This window comes from Baekduia sp., from assembly GCF_035318805.1.
Taxonomy (GTDB): Bacteria; Actinomycetota; Thermoleophilia; order Solirubrobacterales; family Solirubrobacteraceae; genus Baekduia.
In genome coordinates, this window is sequence record NZ_DATHDY010000080.1 from 25,043 (window position 1) to 43,417 (window position 18,375).

The window sequence follows — 18,375 nt, forward strand, 5'->3', positions numbered from 1 at the left end:
GCGCGTCAGCCAATAGCCTCGGGCCATGGCTTGGCATGTCGTGATCGCCGGCGGCGGGTTCGGGGGGTTCTACGCCGCCCGGGCCCTGGAACGCGCGCTCCCGCCCCAGGCGGCGCGCATCACGCTGGTCAACGACGTCAACTTCATGCTCTACACGCCGCTGCTGCCCGGCGCGGCGGCCGGCACGCTGGAGCCGCGCCACGTCGTGGTGCCGCTGCGCGAGGAGCTCAAGCGCACGCACCTGCGCCTCGGCACCGTCGTGGGCGGGACGCCGGAGCGCAACGCGATCCAGGTCCGCACGCTGAAGGGGAGCGTCGAGGACCTCGGCTACGACCACCTCGTCGTCGCGCTCGGCTCGGTCTCGCGCACGCTGCCGATCCCCGGCCTGGCCGAGCACGGCATCGGCTTCAAGTCGCTGCCCGAGGCCATCGAGCTGCGCAACCACGTGCTGCGGACGCTCGAGGTCGCCGAGACGCTCGAGGATCCCGAGGAGCGCCGCAAGTGGCTGACCTACGTCTTCGTGGGCGCGGGCTACGCGGGCCTCGAGGGACTCGCCGAGCTGCAGGACTTCGCCGCCGACGTCATCGACCTCTACCCGCGCTGCCGCACGCAGGGCATGCGCTGGATCCTCGTCGAGGCGCGCGACCGCGTCATGCCGGAGATCCCGCCGGACCTCGCGGACTTCGCGACGCGCGAGCTGCGCGGCCGCGGCATCGCGATCCGGACGAGCACGACGCTGGATCGGGTCACCGCCGAGGACGTCGTCCTGTCGGGCGGGGAGCTGATCCCGACGCGGACGCTCGTGTGGACCGCCGGCGTCAAGCCGAACCCGGTGATCGCGCGCATGGGCCTGCCGCTCGACGGCCAGGGGCGGGTCCAGGTCGACACCACGCTGCGCGTCGACGGCCACGAGACGATCTGGGCGCTCGGCGACGCCGCCGCCGTGCCCGACCCGGCCAAGAAGGGCCAGTCGCCGACGCCGCCGACCGCCCAGCACGCGATCCGCCAGGGCAAGCTCGCCGGCGCGAACGTGGCGGCGTCGATCGGCAACGGCCGCATCCGGCCGTTCCGGTTCAAGACCAAGGGCGTGTTCGTCGACATGGGCCAGGGCCAGGCCGTCGCGACGACGCTCGGCATCAAGTGGCGCGGCCTCGCCGCGTGGTGGCTGGCCCGCAGCTACCACCTCGCGATGCTCCCGGGCACCAAGCGCAAGTGGCGGCTGCTGATCGACTGGAACATCCAGGTGCTGTTCGGCCGCGACGCCTCGGAGCTGGGCGGCCTGGGCCGCGCGCCCGGGCTGGGGCACGATCCGACCGGCGCCGAGACGCCGGCCGGCACCGCGGAGGCGACCGGCGCTACAGAACCCGTCGCGCCCAGCTGAACCGCTTCGCCCGCGACTCCTCGAACAGCGGCGAGACGTAGACGCCCTGGGCGGAGGCGTGGATCATGAAGTCCTTCGACAGCGCGATGCCCTCGTGCGTGATCCGGCGCTCGGTGACCTTCTGCCAGAACCGGCCGGGGCCGAAGAAGACGAGGTCGCCGGCCCGGACGTCGGCCAGCGCGACGCGCGCGGAGCTCCTGATCTCGCCGGCCTGCGACGCCGCGGTGCGCCCGCGGATCTGCCGCCCCCACGAGAAGCCCGAGCGCTTGAAGACGCGCCAGACGAAGCCCGAGCAGTCATAGCCGCCGTGCTCCTGGCCGCCGAACCACGAGCCGGCGCCGTCGGTCTCGCCGCCCCAGATGTAGGGCATGCCGATCTTCGCGACGGCCAGCCGCAGCACGCGCTTCTGCGCCGCGGAGTAGCGGGGCAGGGTGAAGCGGGCGAACGTGTCGCGGGCCCACTGGGCGCCGCCGGCGCCGAGCTGCAGCGCGACCGCGAAGGAGTGGGCGGCCTGGGCGCGCGTGACGGCCTCGGTCGGGTAGCGCTCGAGCTCCTCCTGCGGGAACGGGTGGTTCTCGCGCAGACCGAGGAACCGGGCGACGACCTCGGTGCCGAAGCTCGGCGGCGGGTCGAGGCCGGCGCGCCAGGCCTCGTGCTGGACGGAGGCCGCGACGTCGCCCGCGCCGAGCTGCGCCACCAGCAGCCGGTCGAAGGTCAGCGCGGAGACCGTGCTCGGCGGGGCGGAGACCGGCGCGACGCCCAGGCGCTGTGCGAATGCCGCGAGCGCCTCGGGGAGCTGGCGCCCACTGACGGGGCGCTCGCCGTGGAAGGCCGCGTCGTCGAGGTTGTGCATGACCGCGGCCTGCCGGACGGCGCGTTGCTCGCCGAGGTTCCAGGTGCCGGCCGTCGCACCGTGCGCGGCGGGCGCGGAGGCCGCCGCGACGGACGCGGCGAGGAGGTGCAGGACGCAGGCGAGCAGGCGACGGGACATACCGGGCTTGCCATCGGCGTCCGTGGGGACCGTCTTGAGCGGGCCCGTCCGCTCGCGCGGCCTACAATCGAGGGGGATGAGCCTCGCCGACAGCGTCAAGCAGGATCTCACCACCGCGATGAAGGCGGGGGAGAAGGCGCGCGTCGGCGCGTTGCGACTCGTGCTGAGCGAGCTGCAGAAGGCCGCCAAGGACGGCAACGACGACGAGCTGGCCGTCCTGCGCCGCGAGCGCAAGCGCCGCCTGGAGTCCGCCGAGGCGTTCCGCAACGCCGGCCGCGTCGAGCTCGCCGAGGGCGAGGAGTCCGAGGCGGCCGTCATCCAGGCCTACCTGCCGGCCGAGCTGGGCGACGACGAGCTGCGCGCGATCGTCACGCAGGCCATCGCCGACACCGGCGCGACGACCCCCAAGGACCTCGGCGGCGTCATGAAGGTGGCGATGGAGCGCACCGGAGGCCGGGCCGACGGCAAGCGGGTGTCGGCGGCCGCCCGAGAGGCGTTGGGCTGATCGTGCGCCGTCAGATCGAGTTGAGCAACGAGGTCGCCGCCGCGCTGAGCGGGACCCACGACGCGGTGCTGCGCCAGCTGGAGTCGCACGTCGAGTGCGAGCTCTACCTGCGCGGCAACGTCGTGACGCTCGAGGGCGACGCCGAGGCGGTGGCCAACGCGTCGGTCATGGTCCACGAGCTGGCCGAGCTGATCGAGGGCGGCCACGAGATCGCCCCCGGCACCATCGACGCGGTGACCAACGCTCTGGACCAGCACGAGTCGCCGGCCAAGGTGCTCGAGGACGTCGTCTGGCGCCATCGCTCGGCGAAGGTCGCGCCGAAGTCGGTCAACCAGAAGCGGTACGTCGACTCGATCCGCACCAAGACCGTGACGTTCGGCATCGGGCCGGCCGGCACCGGCAAGACCTTCCTGGCCGTGGCAATGGCCGCCGCCGCGCTCTCGCGCCGCGAGGTCAACCGCATCATCCTGACCCGCCCGGCCGTCGAGGCCGGCGAGCGCCTGGGCTTCCTGCCCGGCGACCTGATGGCCAAGATCGACCCGTACCTGCGGCCGCTGTTCGACGCGCTCAACGACATGATGGATCCGGAGAAGGTCGCGACCTTCCTGGAGAAGGGCGTCATCGAGGTCGCGCCGCTGGCCTTCATGCGCGGGCGCACGCTCAACGACTCGTTCGTGATCCTCGACGAGGCGCAGAACACCACGCCCGAGCAGATGAAGATGTTCCTGACGCGGCTGGGGTTCGGCTCCAAGATGGTCATCACCGGCGACATCACGCAGGTCGACCTGCCCCGCAACGAGAAGTCCGGCCTGATCGTCGTCGGCGACATCCTGTCCGAGGTCGACGGGGTGGACTTCGTGCGCTTCGGCGGCGGCGACGTGGTGCGTCACCGCCTCGTGCAGCGCATCGTCGAGGCCTACGACTCGCACGATCAGGCCCAGGCGCCCGAGCTGCGCACCGCGCCCGCCGAGCGCAAGCGCGCTTGATGAGCCTGGAGGTCGAGGTGGTCGACGCCGAGCTGGCGAGCGGGCGTGACGACCTGCCCTCGGAAGAGGAGATCGTTCGCCTGGTCGGGCTCGCGGTCGCGACCGCCGGCGTGCGCGACGGCCACGTGGCGATCGCGTTCGTCGACGCCGAGCGGATCGCCGAGCTGAACGCTGAGCACCGTGGCAAGGAGGGGCCGACCGACGTGCTGTCGTTCCCGATCGACGAGGCGGAGGACCTCCCGGGCCCGCCCGGCCTCCGCGAGCTGGGCGACGTCGTGATCTGCCCGCCGCACACCGAGAACATCCGCGAGGCGATCGTGCACGGCGCGCTGCACCTCGTCGGCATGGACCACGAGACCGACGAGGGTGAGATGCTGACCGTTCAGGCGGAGATCCTCACATGGTGACCACGCGGGCAGGACTGATCGCCCTCGCCGGTCGGCCGAACGTGGGCAAGTCGACGCTCGTCAACGCGATCGTCGGCTCCAAGGTCGCGATCGTCTCCGACAAGCCGCAGACGACGCGCCGCGCGATCCGCGGCGTCGTGTCGCGGCCCGACGCCCAGCTCGTGCTGACCGACCTGCCCGGCGTGCAGAAGCCGCTGGACAGCCTGACCGAGCGCATGCAGCGCCGCGTGGAGCGCGAGCTGGCCGAGACCGACGTCGCGCTGATGGTGCTCAACGCCGAGCAGGGCGTCGGCCCGGGCGACCGCTGGATCGCCAACGCGCTGAAGAACGCTCCGTGCCCGGTCGTCATCGCGGTCAACAAGGTCGACCGGCTGGACCGCGCGCACATCGTGGCCGCGCTGGAGGCCGCCGGAGAGCTCGGCGTCGCCGACGAGATCTTCCCGATCTCCGCACGCAAGGGCACCGGCGTCGAGGCGCTGGCCGACCACCTCTTCAGCCTCATGCCGGACTCGCCGTTCCTGTTCGACGCGAGCGAGTCCAGCGACCTGTCGCCCTACGTCCACCTCGCCGAGCTGGTGCGCGAGCAGATCCTCCGCCGCACCTTCCAGGAGGTGCCGCACGCGGTGGAGGTGGTCGTCGAGGAGGTCGAGGACGACCGCGAGGACCTGACGGTCGTCCACGCCCGCGCCTGGGTGGAGACCGAGTCGCAGAAGGGCATCCTCGTCGGCGCCGGCGGCAAGATGATCCGCGCGATCGGCACCGGCGCGCGCAAGGAGCTCGAACGCGAGCTCGGCACCAAGGTGCACCTCGACCTCATCGTCCGGGTCAGGCGCGGATGGAGAGGCGACGAGGGTTTGCTGGATCGGCTGGGGTTCGACAACTAGCGGGGCGGCGCGTGGGGGCGTTCCGTTCGGGCGTCGGTTGCGGTGCGGGGCGTGGTTCGGGGGCGATGACGGGGAGGTTGTTCGAGGGCGCCGTTGCCGTCGGTCCTCCGCGGGCGCCGGGGTCGTCGAGGGACGACTGAACCACGCTATACGTGGTTGAGTCGTCCCTCGACGCGTGGGGCGCCCGCGCGATGGCGGTCCGGGCGCGGGTCGCGATTCGGGCGCCGGAGTCGTCGAGGGACGAATGAATCTCGTAGAGCGAGATTCATTCGTCCCTCGACGCGGTGGCGCCGGCGGACGACACCGGGCGCCCAGGTCGTCGGATGCGCGCTCGTCGGTGCCGACAGATCGCGCTCCGCACTCACGACCAGCGTACCGAGCGGAACGCCACCGGCGCCGGGGTTATCGAGGGACGAATGAATCTCGTAGAGCGAGATTCATTCGTCCCTCGACGCCGCGCGTGTGGGGGGCGCTACGGTCCCCGCATGGCCCGCCGCGAACAGGCCCCCGAGACCCTCGCGGCGTTCGGCGTCGTCCTCGACGAGCTCGCCGTCCACGCCGGGGTCGAGCGGGCGGTGTGGTTCGGCGCTCCGGCGGCGAAGGTCGAGGGCAAGATCTTCCTCGCCGTCTTCGACGGCACGCTGGTGGCGCGCGTCGGCGCCGAGGAGTGCGACGACCGCGTCCTCTCCGGCCACGGGGAGCGGTTCGATCCGTCCGGCAAGGGCCGTTCGATGAAGGACTGGCTGCAGACGAGCCTGGAGCCCGCCGACTGGCCGGAGCTCGCGCAGGCGGCGCTGGCCTTCAGCGCCCCGCGCTACCCCTAGGTGATCAGCCGCTTCTCCATGCGGTTGATCGCCAGGCGCCACGCGACCAGGCCGAAGACGACCATGAACCCGAGGTGCCAGAGGTCGATGGCGCTGAGGCCGAAGACGGCGTCGCGCACCAGCTGCACGCAGTGATAGAGCGGGTTGACGTTGGCCAGGATCCGCGCCCACTCCGGCAGCCCCGAGATCGGGAAGAACGTGCCGGCGACCAGGAACAGCGGCGTGATGACCGTCGAGGTCACGTAGCTGAAGTTGTCGATGGACTTCATCACCGCGGAGATGAGGATCCCGAACGACGCCCAGCCGAAGCCCGCGACGAACGCGATGAACGGCACGAGCAGCATGCCCCAGGACGGGTCGAGCCCGAAGACGATGGCCACCAACATCGGCACGCACCCGAAGACGCCGGCGCGCGCGGAGATCCACAGCGCCTCGGCGGTCACGAGCTCCTCGGTGTCGACCGGCGCGGCGAGGATCGCGTCGTAGGTCTTCTGGTAGGTGTACTTGACGAACGTGCCGAACATCGCCGGGAAGACCGACGAGAACAGCACGGCGGTGGCCACGGTGCCGGTGCCCACGAACTGCACGTAGTCCAGGCCGTTGACCTTCGAAACCAGGGAGCCGAAGCCGAAGCCGAACGCGATGAGGTAGATCGTCGGCTCGACGGTCGACGAGAACGCCGACGCGCGCCAGTAGGACCCGAAGTTGACGATCTCGCGCACCAGCACGCCGGTCAGGGCGGCGCGGTCCAGGCGCCCGGGCCGGCCGGGACGCGTCGGGCGGGTGGTGGGGACGGCGGACATCAGGCGATCTCCTCGCCGGTCAACAGCACGAACACGTCTTCCAGGTTGGCCACGCGGCGCTCGCCCTCGGGCGCCTCGCCGTCGAGGTCCTCGGCGCGCAGGATCGTCACCGAGGTGCCCGTGCGGCGCGTCGGCCAGCCGCGCATCTGGGCGACCTCCTCGACCTCGCGCAGGCGCGCCGGCGGCCCGTAGACCTCCAGCGCCTCGGCGCCGGCGTGCTCGGCGACGAGGTCGCTCGGGCGCCCGACCGCCACGGCCTGGCCCTTGGAGACCACCACGACGGTGTCGGCCAGCCGCTGCGCCTCCTCGATGTAGTGCGTGGACATCAGGATCGACGCGCCCTCGGTGCGCAGCCGGTCGATCAGCGCCCACAGCTCCTGGCGCACCTGCGGGTCCAGGCCGACCGTGGGCTCGTCGAGCAGCACGAGCCGCGGCTGGTGCACGAGCGCCCGCGCGATCAGCAGTCTGCGGCGCATGCCGCCCGACAGCTCGTCGACCCGCGCGCCGCGGCGCTCGCGCAGGTTCGCGATGTCCAGCGCGCGGTCGATCGCCGCCTTGCGCTCGCTGCGCGGGATCCGGTACAGGTGCGAGAAGACGAGGAGGTTCTGCTCGACGGTGAGCGTCACGTCGAGGTTGTCGAGCTGCGGGACGACGCCCATTTGCGCTCGCGCGGGCTTGGAGTCCGCGGGCAGCGTGTGCCCGAGCACCTCGATCTCGCCCTCGTCGGCGATCGCCTGGGCGGTCAGCATCTTGATGGTGGTGGACTTGCCGGCGCCGTTGGGCCCGAGCAGGCCGACGCAGGTGCCCTCGGGCACGGTGAGGTCGAGGCCGTCGACGGCGGTGACGGCGCCGTAGCGCTTCACCACGCCGCGAAGGCGGATGGCGGGGGAGGGGTCGGACACGAACCCCGACGCTACACGCCTCGCTCGCCAAGTGATTGGAGAAACGAAAACGGCCCCCGAGCAACCGTCGTCGCTCGGGGGCCGCATCCGTGGATGTCCCCTCCGGTGGGAGGCGTATAGGTGGCGAAAGGTCGACTCGCGATCCTTGGCGGTCCCGATGCGACAGGCGCCGCGCTCCCTCCAGAAGCGACGCTCAGTCCAGGGCCGACCCGTCCGTGGGTCGTATTCGCCTGTTGTCTTCCCTCCTAGTGTCGACCCGGCCGACGCCGGCTGGAGGGCCGTTCCTCCCCGAACGGACGTCTGTCCGATCAGACCTCCGCAAGCCTTGCGGAAAAGCGGTGCATCTGCTCACTCTCCAGCATGCCGGTGAACACGAACGGCAGCGTGTGGACGCGCGCGTGCGCGTCGCGGCGCAGCCGGGCCAGCTGCGCCTGCTGCGTGCGGACCCGCTCGCTGCCGGCGCGCGCCGCACGCCGGAGGGCGGCGCTGAGCGCTCCGTCGGCCTCAGCGACCCGTGTTGCATCGGCCCCGCTGATCCGCCGCGGCCACACGCTGTTGACGACGATCGCGTTCAGCCCGCGGCCCACCCGTTCGGCGATCCAGCGCTCGAGCTCCAGCGTCTCGCTCACCACCAGCTCGCCGGGCAGGGCCACGGCGACGACCGCGCTGCGCGCCGGGTTGGTCAGCGCGGCGTCGACCGCGCGCGCGGTTCCCGCGATCGGCCCGATGCGCGCGATGTCGGCGAACGTGCGCGGCGTGCGCATCAGCCCGAGGCCGTGGCCGGAGGCGGGCGCGTCGAGGATCACGGTGTCGTACGGCGCGGCGCCGTGGCGCCAGCGGCGCTGCTCGCCCAGCTCCCAGGCCTTGGCGATCGTGACCAGCTCGCGGGCGCCGGGCGCGGCGGCGACGAACCCGCCGAACGCGCCGGACCGCGCCAGCGGCCCGATGAGCCGCCGCGGGAGCTGGTGCGCCAGCCACTCCTCCAGCGCCGTGTGCGGCTCGATGGTCGTGGCCCAGAGCCCGTCGGCGACCGGCGTCTCGACGCCGGGCGCGACGGACCGGGCCGATCTCCGCGCCCCGAGCAGGGCGGGCACGCGCGCCTGCCCGGCGACCTCGCAGACGATCGTCCGGCGACCCTCGGCGGCGGCCGCCAGCCCGAGGGCGGCGGCGACCGTCGTGCGGCCGGTGCCGCCCTTGCCCGTGACGATCACGAGCGCGGTGTCCACAATGCGTCTCAGGACGCCTCGTCCTCCAATGTGCCGTCATCCATCAGTTCGTGGTGTACGTAGCCCGTCGAAGCGAGGAACATGCCAGGTACGGACATCGAAGCGGCATATCTGCGGTGCGCGGCGCTCCAGCGCCTCCACGATCCGACGTTCCACTGGGCCACCCGGGCGCTCGGTCGCGACGTGCGCCCGGCCGTCCACGCGCTGTACGGCTTCCTGCGCGGCGCAGACGAGTTGGTCGACGGGCCGCACCGGCCGCCGACGGCCCAGGGCCGCCGCGCGGCGCTCGACGCCTGGCAGCGCGCGCTGACCGACGGCGTCGCGCGCGGGCGCTCGGACCATCCGGTCATCGCCGCGCTGGTCGACTCCGGCACCCGCCACGACCTGCCCCTCGGCCAGCTGACCGTCTACATGGACTCGATGCGCGTCGACTGCGACGGCCGCGTGCGGCTGCGCAGCCGCGAGGAGCTCGATCGCTACATGGCCGGCAGCGCCGCCGCCGTCGGCCGCGTGATGGCGCCGCTGATCGGCGTGCGCGACGAGCGCGCGGAGGCCGTCGCGCGCCTCGGCCTGGCCTTCCAGCTGACGAACTTCCTGCGCGACGTGCGCGAGGACTACGCGATGGACCGGGTCTACCTCCCCGGCCTGGACGAGGACGCCCTGGCCGCCGGCGGCCCGGCGCGCGTGCCGGCCGAGGAGGTCCACCGCGCCCGCGAGCTCTTCGGCTCCGCCCGCGCCGTGCTGCGCTCGTGCACCCCACGCGCCCGGCCGGGGATCGCCATGGCCTGCGCCGTCTACCGCGCCTATCTGGGACGGATCGAGCGGCGCGACATGGTCACCGCGTGACGGTCCGCGCCACGGCCCGCGGGGCGCAGCGCACCTCGCTGGACGGCGAGCGTGCCGACGTGATCGTCTGCGGCGCGAGCTTCGCCGGGCTGGCGGTCGCGCGCGAGCTGGCGCGGTCCGGCGTCGACGCCGACGTCCTCGTGCTCGACCGCTACGAGCTCGGCGAGCGCGCCACGTCGGCCTGCGCGATCCCGACGCCGTGGCTGGCCGCGATGGGCGTGCAGGATTCGCGGCGTCAGGAGCTGCCCGGCATGTCGTTCACCACGCCGCACGGCCGGGCGCGGTACCGCCTGCCCTGGACGTGGTCGAGCTTCGACTACCGCGAGCTGTGCGCGCTGCTGTGGGCGCAGTGCGGCACCGCGCGCTTCGCCACCGCCGTCGTCTCCGGCCGCACCGGCGACACCGTCCACACCGACCGCGGGGACCTCACCGCGCCGCTGGTCGTCGACGCCTGCGGCTGGAAGCGTGTGCTCGGCGATCCGCCGCTGCAGCCGCCCGAGGCGCCGCTGAGCCGCGGCCTGGAGGTGCACCCGCACGACGCGGGCGGCACCGACCTCGACGTCTACCTCGAGCGCGACCTCGTGCGCCGCGGCTACGGGTGGAGCGTCCCGGCCGCCGGCGAGCGGCGCGTCGGTGCCCTGTCCTACGACCCGCACGACCACGTCAAGGAGCCGACGCGCTCGCTGGCCGGCCGCCTCGACGTCGAGGCCGTTCGCTATCAGGGCAACTGGTTCCCGCACCGCCTGCGCGCGGCAACCGGCGGCGGCGCGTTCTTCGTCGGCGACAGCGCCGGGCACTGCTTCCCGCTCTCGGGCGAGGGCATCCGCACCGCGTTCTACTTCGGGATCGCCTGCGGGCGCGAGCTGGCCGCGGTGGTCGACGGCCGCCAGACGCGCGACGCGGCGCTGGCGGGCTATGCCGCCTTCCACGAGGCCCACCGGCCGGCATTCCGGCGCGCGGCCCGCCTGCAGCGCCTGATCCCCGCGCTGCCGCCGCGCCTGCTGGCACTCTTGTTGTGGTCGATGAACGTCCAGTTCCTGGTGGATCGGGCGTTCGGCTGGTATCTCCGACAGGCGCACCCGTCGTTCGCCGACCGCGACGGTGCGCCCAAGCAGGACCCGCGCGCACCCGATGGCCGATCATCCGACCACTCCCTCCGCCGCCGGTGAGCCCGGGCGCGAGCCGTCGCTGGCCCGCGCGCTGGAGGTGGCCACCAGCGGCATCCTGGTCTGCGACGCCGTCCCCGGCCGGCCCATCCTGTACGTCAACCGCGCGTTCGAGCAGCTGTTCGGCCGCGCGCGCGACGAGCTCGTCGGCCGCAACCCCGACCTGCTGGTCGGCGAGGCCGCCGAGATCGAGGACCGCCGGGCGCTGGCCTTCGCGCTCAACGACGGCGTCGCGCACGAGGCCACGATCACGCTCCGCCGCCGCGACGGCAGCGCCTTCCGCGCCGAGATGCGCATCACGCCGGTCCGCGACGCCGGCGGCCGGCTGACCGAGTGGATCGCGGTCGTCGACGACGTGACCGAGCGCGCCGAGGCGCTCGACCGCCTGGCGCTCGCCGAGGCGCGCTATCGCGGCCTGGTCGAGCACGTCCCGGCCGTCACCTACGTCGCCGCCTGGGACGAGCACGCGACGCTGACCTACGTCAGCCCGCAGATCGAGACGCTGCTCGGCTGGCCGCCCGACGCGTTCCTGGCCGACCAGGATCTCTGGTACCGCTGCGTCCACCCGGACGACCTCGGGCGCGTGCGGGCGATCGAGGTCGCCTCCTTCGCGTCGGGCGAGCGCATCGACACCGAGTTCCGCATGCGCACGCGCGACGGCCGCGAGCTGTGGGTGCGCGACAAGGAGGCGGTGATCCGCGGCGCCGACGGCAAGCCGCTCTTCAGCCAGGGCGTCCTGGTGGACGTCACGCCCGTCCGCCAGACCGAGACCGCGCTGCAGGACGAGCGTCACCGCGCGCAGCGCTACCTCGACATCGCCGGCGCGATCATCGTGGTGCTGGACCCCGACGCCAAGATCACGCTGCTCAACCGCGCCGGCGCCGAGCTGCTGGGCTACGCCGAGGGCGAGCTGGTCGGCCGGGACTGGTACGACGTCGCCGTCCCCGAGGACGCCCGCGAGGCCGGCCGGGCCGCCTACCTCGAGCAGCTGCAGGCCGACCGCGACGACGCGGTGCACGAGAGCCGTGTGCTCACGCGCGACGGCCAGGAGCGGGTGATCGCCTGGCGCGACACCGCGGTGCGCGACGCCGACGGCGCGTTCACGGCGATGATGAGCTCGGGCGTCGACCTCACCGAGCGCCGCGCGGCCGAGGAGCAGATCGCCTACCTCGCCTACCACGATCCCCTCACCGGGCTGCCCAACCGCGCGCTGCTGCAGGAGCACCTCGAGCTGGCGCTGGCCCGCGCGCGCCGGCAGGGCCAGGGGGTCGGGCTGCTCTACCTGGACCTCGACGGCTTCAAGCTCGTCAACGACTCGCTCGGCCATCCCGCCGGCGACGAGCTGCTCTGCCACGTCACCATGCGCCTGAGCGAGCGGCGCCGCGGCATGGACCTGCTCGCCCGCCAGGGCGGCGACGAGTTCCTCCTGCTGCTCGCCGACCTGGACCGCGACGGGGCCGACAAGGGCGCCCGCGGCGTGGCCGAGGACCTGCTGCGCGCGCTGGCCGACCCGTTCTCGATCTCCGGCGCGGAGTTCCACATCGGCGCGTCGATCGGCATCTCGCTCTACCCGCGCGACGCCGCCGACGCCGACGAGCTGCTGCGCCACGCCGACGCCGCCATGTACTCCGCCAAGGCCGCGGGGCGCAACGGCGTGACGGTCTACACCGGCGACCCGCACGAGCCGCTGGAGCGCCTGTCGATGACCAGCCGCCTGCGCAAGGCGCTGGACCGCGACGAGTTCGTCCTGCACTGGCAGCCGATCGTCGACCCGCGCGACGGCGCGCTGCGCAAGCTCGAGGCGCTCATCCGCTGGCAGGACCCGTTCCGCGGCCTGGTGATGCCAGACGACTTCATCGGGTTCGCCGAGGAGACGGGCTTCATCGATCGCGTCGGCGACTGGGTCGTCGCCACGGTGCGCGATCAGGTGCTCGCCTGGGAGCGGGCCGGCTACGCGCCGCCGCGCACGACGGTCAACGTCTCGCCGCGCCAGCTGCGCCGTCCCGACTTCGGCCAGCGCCTGCTCGCGCTCATCGCCCAGGAGGGCGTGGCCGAGCGTCTCACGGTCGAGATCACCGAGTCCGCCGCGATGGCCGACCCGCTGCGCACCGACCCCGTCCTGACCGAGCTGGCGGGCTCGGGCGTCGAGATCGCCGTCGACGACTTCGGCGCCGGCTACTCGTCGCTGTCGCGGCTGCGCACGATGCCCGTGCACGTCCTCAAGATCGACAAGACCTTCCTGGAGGCCGTCCCCGGCGACCCCGAGGCGACGGCGATCGTCACCGCGATCATCGAGCTGGCGGCCGCGCTGGGCATGGAGGCGGTGGCCGAGGGCGTCGAGAACGAGGAGCAGCGGCGCTTCCTCGTGGACGCGGGCTGCCCGCTGGCGCAGGGGTACCTGCTGGGCCGTCCGGTGCCCGCGGAGGAGATCGAGCCGCTGCTGGCGCGGGCCGGCAGCACCAGCGCTTCGTAGACTCCGCCCGGTGGAGATCAACTACGACGCCCAGGGGCTCGTGCCCGTCGTCATCCAGGACTGGAACACGGGCGAGGTCCTGACGCTGGCCTACGCCAACGCCGAAGCCGTCGCGCGCACGCGCGAGACCGGCGAGCTCCACCTCTGGTCGCGCTCGCGCAACGAGCTGTGGCACAAGGGCGCGACCTCCGGCAACACGCAGGCGGTCAAGGCCCTGCGCGTCGACTGCGACGGCGACTCGCTGCTGGCGCTCGTCGAGCCGGCCGGCCCCGCGTGCCACACGGGCGCGCGCACCTGCTTCTTCACCGGCGACCTCGAGCCACCCGCGCCGCATGAGGTGCTGCCCGCGCTGGAGCGCACGCTGCATGCCCGCCAGGCGCAGCGCCCCGAGGGCTCCTACACCGTCGCGCTGCTCGACGACCCGGGCCACATCGGCGAGAAGGTGCAGGAGGAGGCCGAGGAGGTCGCCCGCGCGGCGCGCGAGGAGACCGACGACCGCGTGGACAGCGAGGCCGCCGACGTCCTCTACCACCTGCTCGTCCTGCTGCGCTCGCGCGACCGCTCGCTGGCCGACGCGACGGGGGTGCTCCGTGAGCGTCGCCGCTGAGGCCGCCGACTCGCTCAGCGTCGAGCCGTCGCTCGACGAGATCCGCGAGCTGGCGCGCGACCACGACCTGATCCCGCTGCGCCACACGTTCATCGACGACTGCGAGACGCCGGTCTCGGCGTTCCTGAAGCTGCGCGGCGGCCGGGTGGGTGGGGCCGAATCCCCGGGCTTCCTGCTGGAGTCCGCCGAGCAGGGCCAGCGCGTCGGCCGCTACTCGTTCATCGGCGTGCGCCCGCGCGAGGTCGTGCGCTGGTCGCTGGGCGACGACGGCGACCCGTACGCCATCGCCGAGAAGGCCGCCGCGCTGCGGCAGGCGACGTTCCCGGACGCCCCGCCGTTCTCCGGCGGCGCGGTCGGGTTCTTCGGCTACGACCTCGTGCGCACGGTGGAGACCACGCTGGGCGAGCCCAACCCCGACGTGCTGGGCCTGCCCGACATGGCGCTGATGCTCTCCGACGTGCTGGTGATCTTCGACCACCTCAAGCACACGGTGACGATCATGGTCAACGTCACCGCCGACGACCTCGACGCCTCCTACGCCGACGCGGTCGCCACCATCGCCAAGGCGCGGCGGCTGCTCGACGGTCCGGTCCCCAAGCCCGAGGCCGACCGCCCGCCCCGGCCCGTGCCGTCGTTTGAGTCCAACATGCCCCGCGAGCAGTTCGAGGGCATGGTCTCGCGCATCGTCGAGTACGTGCACGCGGGCGACGCGTTCCAGGTCGTCCCATCGCAGCGTTGGAGCGCGCCGCTGGAGGGCGTCGACCCGTTCTCGGTCTACCGCGGGCTGCGCGTGGTCAACCCGTCGCCGTACATGTACTTCCTGGACTTCCTCGACTTCCAGGTCGCCGGCGCCTCGCCCGAGCCGCTGCTGACGGTGAGTGGCCCGCCCCCCCGCCGCGCCTCGACGCGGCCGATCGCCGGCACGCGGCCGATCGACGCCGACCCGGCCGAGCTGCTCGGCGACGAGAAGGAGCGCGCCGAGCACGTGATGCTCGTGGACCTCGGGCGCAACGACCTCGGGCGCGTCTGCGAGTACGGCAGCGTCAACGTCGACACGTTCATGGCGATCGAGCAGTACTCGCACGTCATGCACATCGTCTCGTCGGTGTCGGGCACGCTGCGCGAGGGCATCGGCCCGATGGACGCGCTGCGCTCCATGCTGCCGGCCGGCACGCTGAGCGGCGCGCCGAAGGTCAGGGCGATGGAGATCATCGACGAGCTCGAGCCGGTCAAGCGCGGCGGCTACGGCGGGGCGATCGGCTACCTCAGCTACTCCGGCGACCTCGACACCTGCATCCACATCCGGACCGTCGTCATCAAGGACGGCACCGCGCACATCCAGGCCGGCGGCGGCACCGTCGCCGACGCCAAGCCGGAGTATGAGTTCGAGGAGTCGGTCAACAAGGCCAAGGCCGTCAAGGGCGCGATCGAGCTGGCCGCCCGCCAGCCGGACTGGGCCTGACGCCATGAACGTCCTGATCATCGACAACTACGACTCGTTCACCTACAACCTGTTTCAGTACCTGGGCGAGCTGGGGGCGAACGTGGACGTCGTGCGCAACGACGTCGCCACGATCGACGAGCTGCTGGAGCGCGATCCCGACCGCGTCGTGGTCTCGCCCGGACCGGGCACGCCGAGCGAGGCGGGCGTGTCGGTCGACGTGATGCGCCGCTTTCCCGAGGCCGGTATCCCGGCGCTCGGCGTCTGCCTCGGCCACCAGTCGCTGGCCCAGGCGTTCGGCGGCACCGTCGTCCGGCACGAGCCGATCCACGGCAAGACGACGGCGATCGAGCACGACGGCCTCGGCGTGTACCGCGGCCTGCGCGGCGCGCTGACCGTGGGCCGCTACCACTCGCTCGTCGTCGCCGAGGAGGACCTGCCCGAGGAGTTCACGGTCACCGCCCGCGGCGGCGGCGTCCTGATGGGCATCCGCCATCGCGAGCTGCCGGCCGAGGGCGTGCAGTTCCACCCTGAGTCGGTCCTGACCGAACGGGGCAAGGACATGCTGCGCAACTTCCTGTCCGACGCCTGAGCGCGGCGCGGCCTATCGGCGCGAGGCCATCACGGGTACGGTCATCGCCCGCCCATGGTCACCACCGCACAGCGAACGCGCAGGCTCACCGGACTTGCCCTCGCGGCGGCCTGCCTGGCGCTGACGCCCGCCGCCGCGCGCGCCGCCGAGCTGCACGGACCGCTCACCGCGCTCGGGGACTCGTTCTCGGCAGGCGAAGGCGCGCCGCCCTACGATCCCGCGAGCAAGGGCTGCGACCTCAGCGACGACGCATGGGGCATCGTGCTGGCCGACTTCCGGCAGTGGGATCACCGCCACGTCGCGTGCAGCGGCGCCGTGATCGCCGACGTCCTCCAGGACGACCTGGCCCGCGGCCGGCGCAGCCAGATCTCGCACCTCGTCGACGACCCGCCCGGCGTGGTCACGCTGACCGTGGGCGGCAACGACGCCGGGTTCAAGGACGTGCTCATCCGGTGCGGGATCGTCACGGCGTGCCAAAGCAGCTACCGGATCGGCGGCGTCGATCAGCTCGACCAGGACATCGGCGACGTCGAGGCGCGGCTGCCGGCCGTCTACCAAGCCATCCACGCGGCCGCCCCGCAGGCCGCGCTGGTCGTCACCGGCTATCCGCGGCTGTTCCCGGCCAGGCCGACGCGCCCGGTCGGCACGAGCGCCCTGGGCATCACGCCCGACGAGATGGTCTACCTCAACCAGAAGACCCAGCGCCTCAACGCCGCCATCCAGCGGGTCGCCACGACCATGGGTGCGATCTACACCGACGTGGGCGAGACCTTCGACGGCCACGAGGTCACGACGCGCGACCACTGGATCAACGTCCCCACGGGCCTCGACGACAACGAGTCCTGGCAGACGGTGTTCCGCAACCCGACGACCGCGTTCCATCCGACGGCCGCCGGCTACCGCCAGCTCGCGCGCGCCGTGAAGCGGACGCTCGACGCCGGCACCGGCTCGGGCACCGGCGGCGCCCCGAGCGCCCGCGTGGTCGACCAGCTCGCGCGCCGCTTCCAGCCCGTGCTCCTCTTGGACACGCACGAGCGCTGGCGGCCGCTCGACGTGGAGCGCATGCTCGAGGAGGGCTGGCACCGCGCGTGCCGGCCCGGACACGACACCGGCTGCCCGCACGTCCTGGACGCCCCCTGGCTGAGCCGGCTCAAGCTCGTTTCCGGCGAGCAGTCGCGGTTCCTGCAGATCGACGGCCGGCGCGACCTGGACCGAGCCCGCTTCACGAGCGCCGATCGCAGCTGCGGCGAGACCGAGTGCGCGCCGCAGCGGATCTACGTCCACGTCAGCCAGGACCCGGACGACATCTACCTCGACTACTGGTGGTACTTCCGCTTCAACGACGCCGACGCGGGGACCTGGGACCACCAGTCCGATTGGGAGGGCGTCACGGTCGCCGTCGACCGCAAGGACCTGACGACCTTCGACTGGGTCGCCTTCGCCCAGCACACGGGCGTGCAGCGCTACCTACGAGCGACGCTGACCTGCGACGGCGTGGAGCTGCGCGGCAACTGCGGGACGGAGTCCAGCCGCCACGGCCGGCACGTCAACGTCTTCGTGGCCGACGGGACCCATGCCACCTATCCGACGTCCTGCAACCGGCGCGGCGGCAACCCCGACCTCCTGATCCCGACGTGCCTGCAGCAGTCGTCGATGAGGCCGGAGCGCGACCACGACGGCCGGCTGCGGTGGGGCGGCAACGGCCGGCCCGGGAGCGTCGACACCGTCGGACGGTGGGCCTGGTGGCCGGGCGTGTGGGATCCGGGCCGCCACGTCCAGAGCCCCGGCGCGCAGAGCCGCTTCCGCAACCCGCGGTGGGTACAGGACGTGTCGTGCAGCCGAGCCAGCTGCGCCGCCGGATCCACCGGCGGGTTCGAAGGCGCCTGCGCGCAGTGGTTCGGCGTCAACGTCACCGCGGCCGCGTGCGACGGCGACGTCATCGACACCGGCGATGACGGCCTGACCAGGCTGCGTCTGGAGCGTGGGCTGCGCGGCCTCACGTCGGCGCTGGGCGACCCGACCGACGAGTTGGCCGGATCGAGCACGCCGGGGGTGGCGCAGCTCCTCGGCGCCTCGCTGAGATCAGGTGAGGTGCTGGGCGTGGCCGGAACCGCGGGGACCGACGCCGAGCTCTACCTGCGCACCGGCGAGGGCCCCTCCGCCTACGACGCCCGCTTCACCGGACTGGGTCTCGAGCAGGGCGGTCGGGCGACCGTGACGGTCGGGCCCGCGGGGGCGGGCGGGACGCCCGTGCTGGTGCTCCGGCGCCCCGACGGCACGCGCGGTGGTCCGCGCGCAGTCGTCGCCGTGGGGACCTGACGCCTCGGCAGCCTCTAGGCTT

17 protein-coding genes are annotated in these 18,375 nt (G+C 73.0%); 13 read left to right on the forward strand and 4 right to left on the reverse strand.

The window, feature by feature from the left end; translation table 11 throughout:
* Positions 1 to 25 precede the first annotated feature (25 nt).
* Entirely contained in the window at positions 26 to 1,381 is a 1,356-nt protein-coding gene (locus tag VK501_RS18060) for an NAD(P)/FAD-dependent oxidoreductase (RefSeq protein WP_324339786.1), read from the forward strand.
* Here VK501_RS18060 and VK501_RS18065 read toward each other — a convergent pair.
* Positions 1,356 to 2,372 carry a C40 family peptidase gene (locus VK501_RS18065; RefSeq protein ID WP_324339788.1) on the reverse strand — a complete coding sequence of 339 codons (1,017 nt, stop codon included), beginning with the start codon at positions 2,370 to 2,372 and terminating at the stop codon, positions 1,356 to 1,358. The two genes, VK501_RS18060 and VK501_RS18065, sit on opposite strands and share 26 nt — an antisense overlap.
* A 76-nt stretch (positions 2,373 to 2,448) precedes the next feature.
* On the opposite strand from VK501_RS18065, the gene VK501_RS18070 reads away from it, so the two are divergent.
* The 5 genes from VK501_RS18070 (at position 2,449) to VK501_RS18090 (ending at position 5,978) form a co-directional block, all read left to right on the forward strand.
* Positions 2,449 to 2,877: a GatB/YqeY domain-containing protein gene (locus VK501_RS18070; RefSeq protein WP_324339790.1), complete on the forward strand. Its 429-nt coding sequence runs from the start codon at positions 2,449 to 2,451 to the stop codon at positions 2,875 to 2,877.
* 2 nt (positions 2,878 to 2,879) lie between these two features.
* A complete protein-coding gene (locus tag VK501_RS18075; protein ID WP_324339791.1) occupies positions 2,880 to 3,863 on the forward strand; it encodes a PhoH family protein in 984 nt (327 codons plus the stop codon).
* Positions 3,863 to 4,270, forward strand: coding sequence for an rRNA maturation RNase YbeY (ybeY, locus tag VK501_RS18080; RefSeq protein ID WP_324339792.1), 408 nt, complete (start codon positions 3,863 to 3,865; stop codon positions 4,268 to 4,270). The genes VK501_RS18075 and ybeY overlap by 1 nt, the downstream gene beginning before the upstream one ends.
* Complete coding sequence (gene era / locus VK501_RS18085; RefSeq protein ID WP_324339794.1) at positions 4,264 to 5,154, forward strand: GTPase Era; 891 nt, start codon at positions 4,264 to 4,266, stop codon at positions 5,152 to 5,154. The genes ybeY and era overlap by 7 nt, the downstream gene beginning before the upstream one ends.
* Positions 5,155 to 5,639: 485 nt before the next feature.
* Entirely contained in the window at positions 5,640 to 5,978 is a 339-nt protein-coding gene (locus tag VK501_RS18090) for a hypothetical protein (RefSeq protein WP_324339796.1), read from the forward strand.
* Here VK501_RS18090 and VK501_RS18095 read toward each other — a convergent pair.
* From VK501_RS18095 to VK501_RS18105, 3 genes are all read right to left on the reverse strand, one after another.
* Positions 5,975 to 6,781 carry an ABC transporter permease gene (locus VK501_RS18095; RefSeq protein WP_324339798.1) on the reverse strand — a complete coding sequence of 269 codons (807 nt, stop codon included), beginning with the start codon at positions 6,779 to 6,781 and terminating at the stop codon, positions 5,975 to 5,977. The two genes, VK501_RS18090 and VK501_RS18095, sit on opposite strands and share 4 nt — an antisense overlap.
* Positions 6,781 to 7,683 (reverse strand): ABC transporter ATP-binding protein, encoded by a 903-nt coding sequence (locus VK501_RS18100; protein ID WP_324339800.1) that lies wholly within the window; start codon positions 7,681 to 7,683, stop codon positions 6,781 to 6,783. The genes VK501_RS18095 and VK501_RS18100 overlap by 1 nt, the downstream gene beginning before the upstream one ends.
* 308 nt (positions 7,684 to 7,991) lie before the next feature.
* On the reverse strand, positions 7,992 to 8,909 hold the full coding sequence (locus tag VK501_RS18105; protein WP_324339803.1) for an ArsA-related P-loop ATPase: 918 nt from the start codon (positions 8,907 to 8,909) through the stop codon (positions 7,992 to 7,994).
* An 81-nt stretch (positions 8,910 to 8,990) separates the two neighbouring features.
* Between VK501_RS18105 and VK501_RS18110 the strand changes: the two genes are divergently transcribed.
* The 7 genes from VK501_RS18110 to VK501_RS18140 are packed head-to-tail and all read left to right on the forward strand — an operon-like array spanning position 8,991 to position 18,353.
* Complete coding sequence (locus VK501_RS18110) at positions 8,991 to 9,755, forward strand: phytoene/squalene synthase family protein (protein ID WP_324339805.1); 765 nt, start codon at positions 8,991 to 8,993, stop codon at positions 9,753 to 9,755.
* Positions 9,752 to 10,924 (forward strand): NAD(P)/FAD-dependent oxidoreductase, encoded by a 1,173-nt coding sequence (locus VK501_RS18115; protein WP_324339807.1) that lies wholly within the window; start codon positions 9,752 to 9,754, stop codon positions 10,922 to 10,924. Before VK501_RS18110 ends, VK501_RS18115 begins: the two co-directional genes overlap by 4 nt.
* A complete protein-coding gene (locus tag VK501_RS18120) occupies positions 10,887 to 13,394 on the forward strand; it encodes a sensor domain-containing protein (RefSeq protein ID WP_324339809.1) in 2,508 nt (835 codons plus the stop codon). The genes VK501_RS18115 and VK501_RS18120 overlap by 38 nt, the downstream gene beginning before the upstream one ends.
* Before the next feature lie 10 nt (positions 13,395 to 13,404).
* On the forward strand, positions 13,405 to 14,001 hold the full coding sequence (hisIE, locus tag VK501_RS18125) for a bifunctional phosphoribosyl-AMP cyclohydrolase/phosphoribosyl-ATP diphosphatase HisIE (protein WP_324339811.1): 597 nt from the start codon (positions 13,405 to 13,407) through the stop codon (positions 13,999 to 14,001).
* Positions 13,985 to 15,463 carry an anthranilate synthase component I family protein gene (locus VK501_RS18130; RefSeq protein ID WP_324339813.1) on the forward strand — a complete coding sequence of 493 codons (1,479 nt, stop codon included), beginning with the start codon at positions 13,985 to 13,987 and terminating at the stop codon, positions 15,461 to 15,463. Before hisIE ends, VK501_RS18130 begins: the two co-directional genes overlap by 17 nt.
* Before the next feature lie 4 nt (positions 15,464 to 15,467).
* Complete coding sequence (locus tag VK501_RS18135; protein ID WP_324339815.1) at positions 15,468 to 16,034, forward strand: aminodeoxychorismate/anthranilate synthase component II; 567 nt, start codon at positions 15,468 to 15,470, stop codon at positions 16,032 to 16,034.
* A gap of 54 nt (positions 16,035 to 16,088) precedes the next feature.
* Positions 16,089 to 18,353 carry an SGNH/GDSL hydrolase family protein gene (locus tag VK501_RS18140; RefSeq protein ID WP_324339817.1) on the forward strand — a complete coding sequence of 755 codons (2,265 nt, stop codon included), beginning with the start codon at positions 16,089 to 16,091 and terminating at the stop codon, positions 18,351 to 18,353.
* Positions 18,354 to 18,375: the final 22 nt, after the last annotated feature.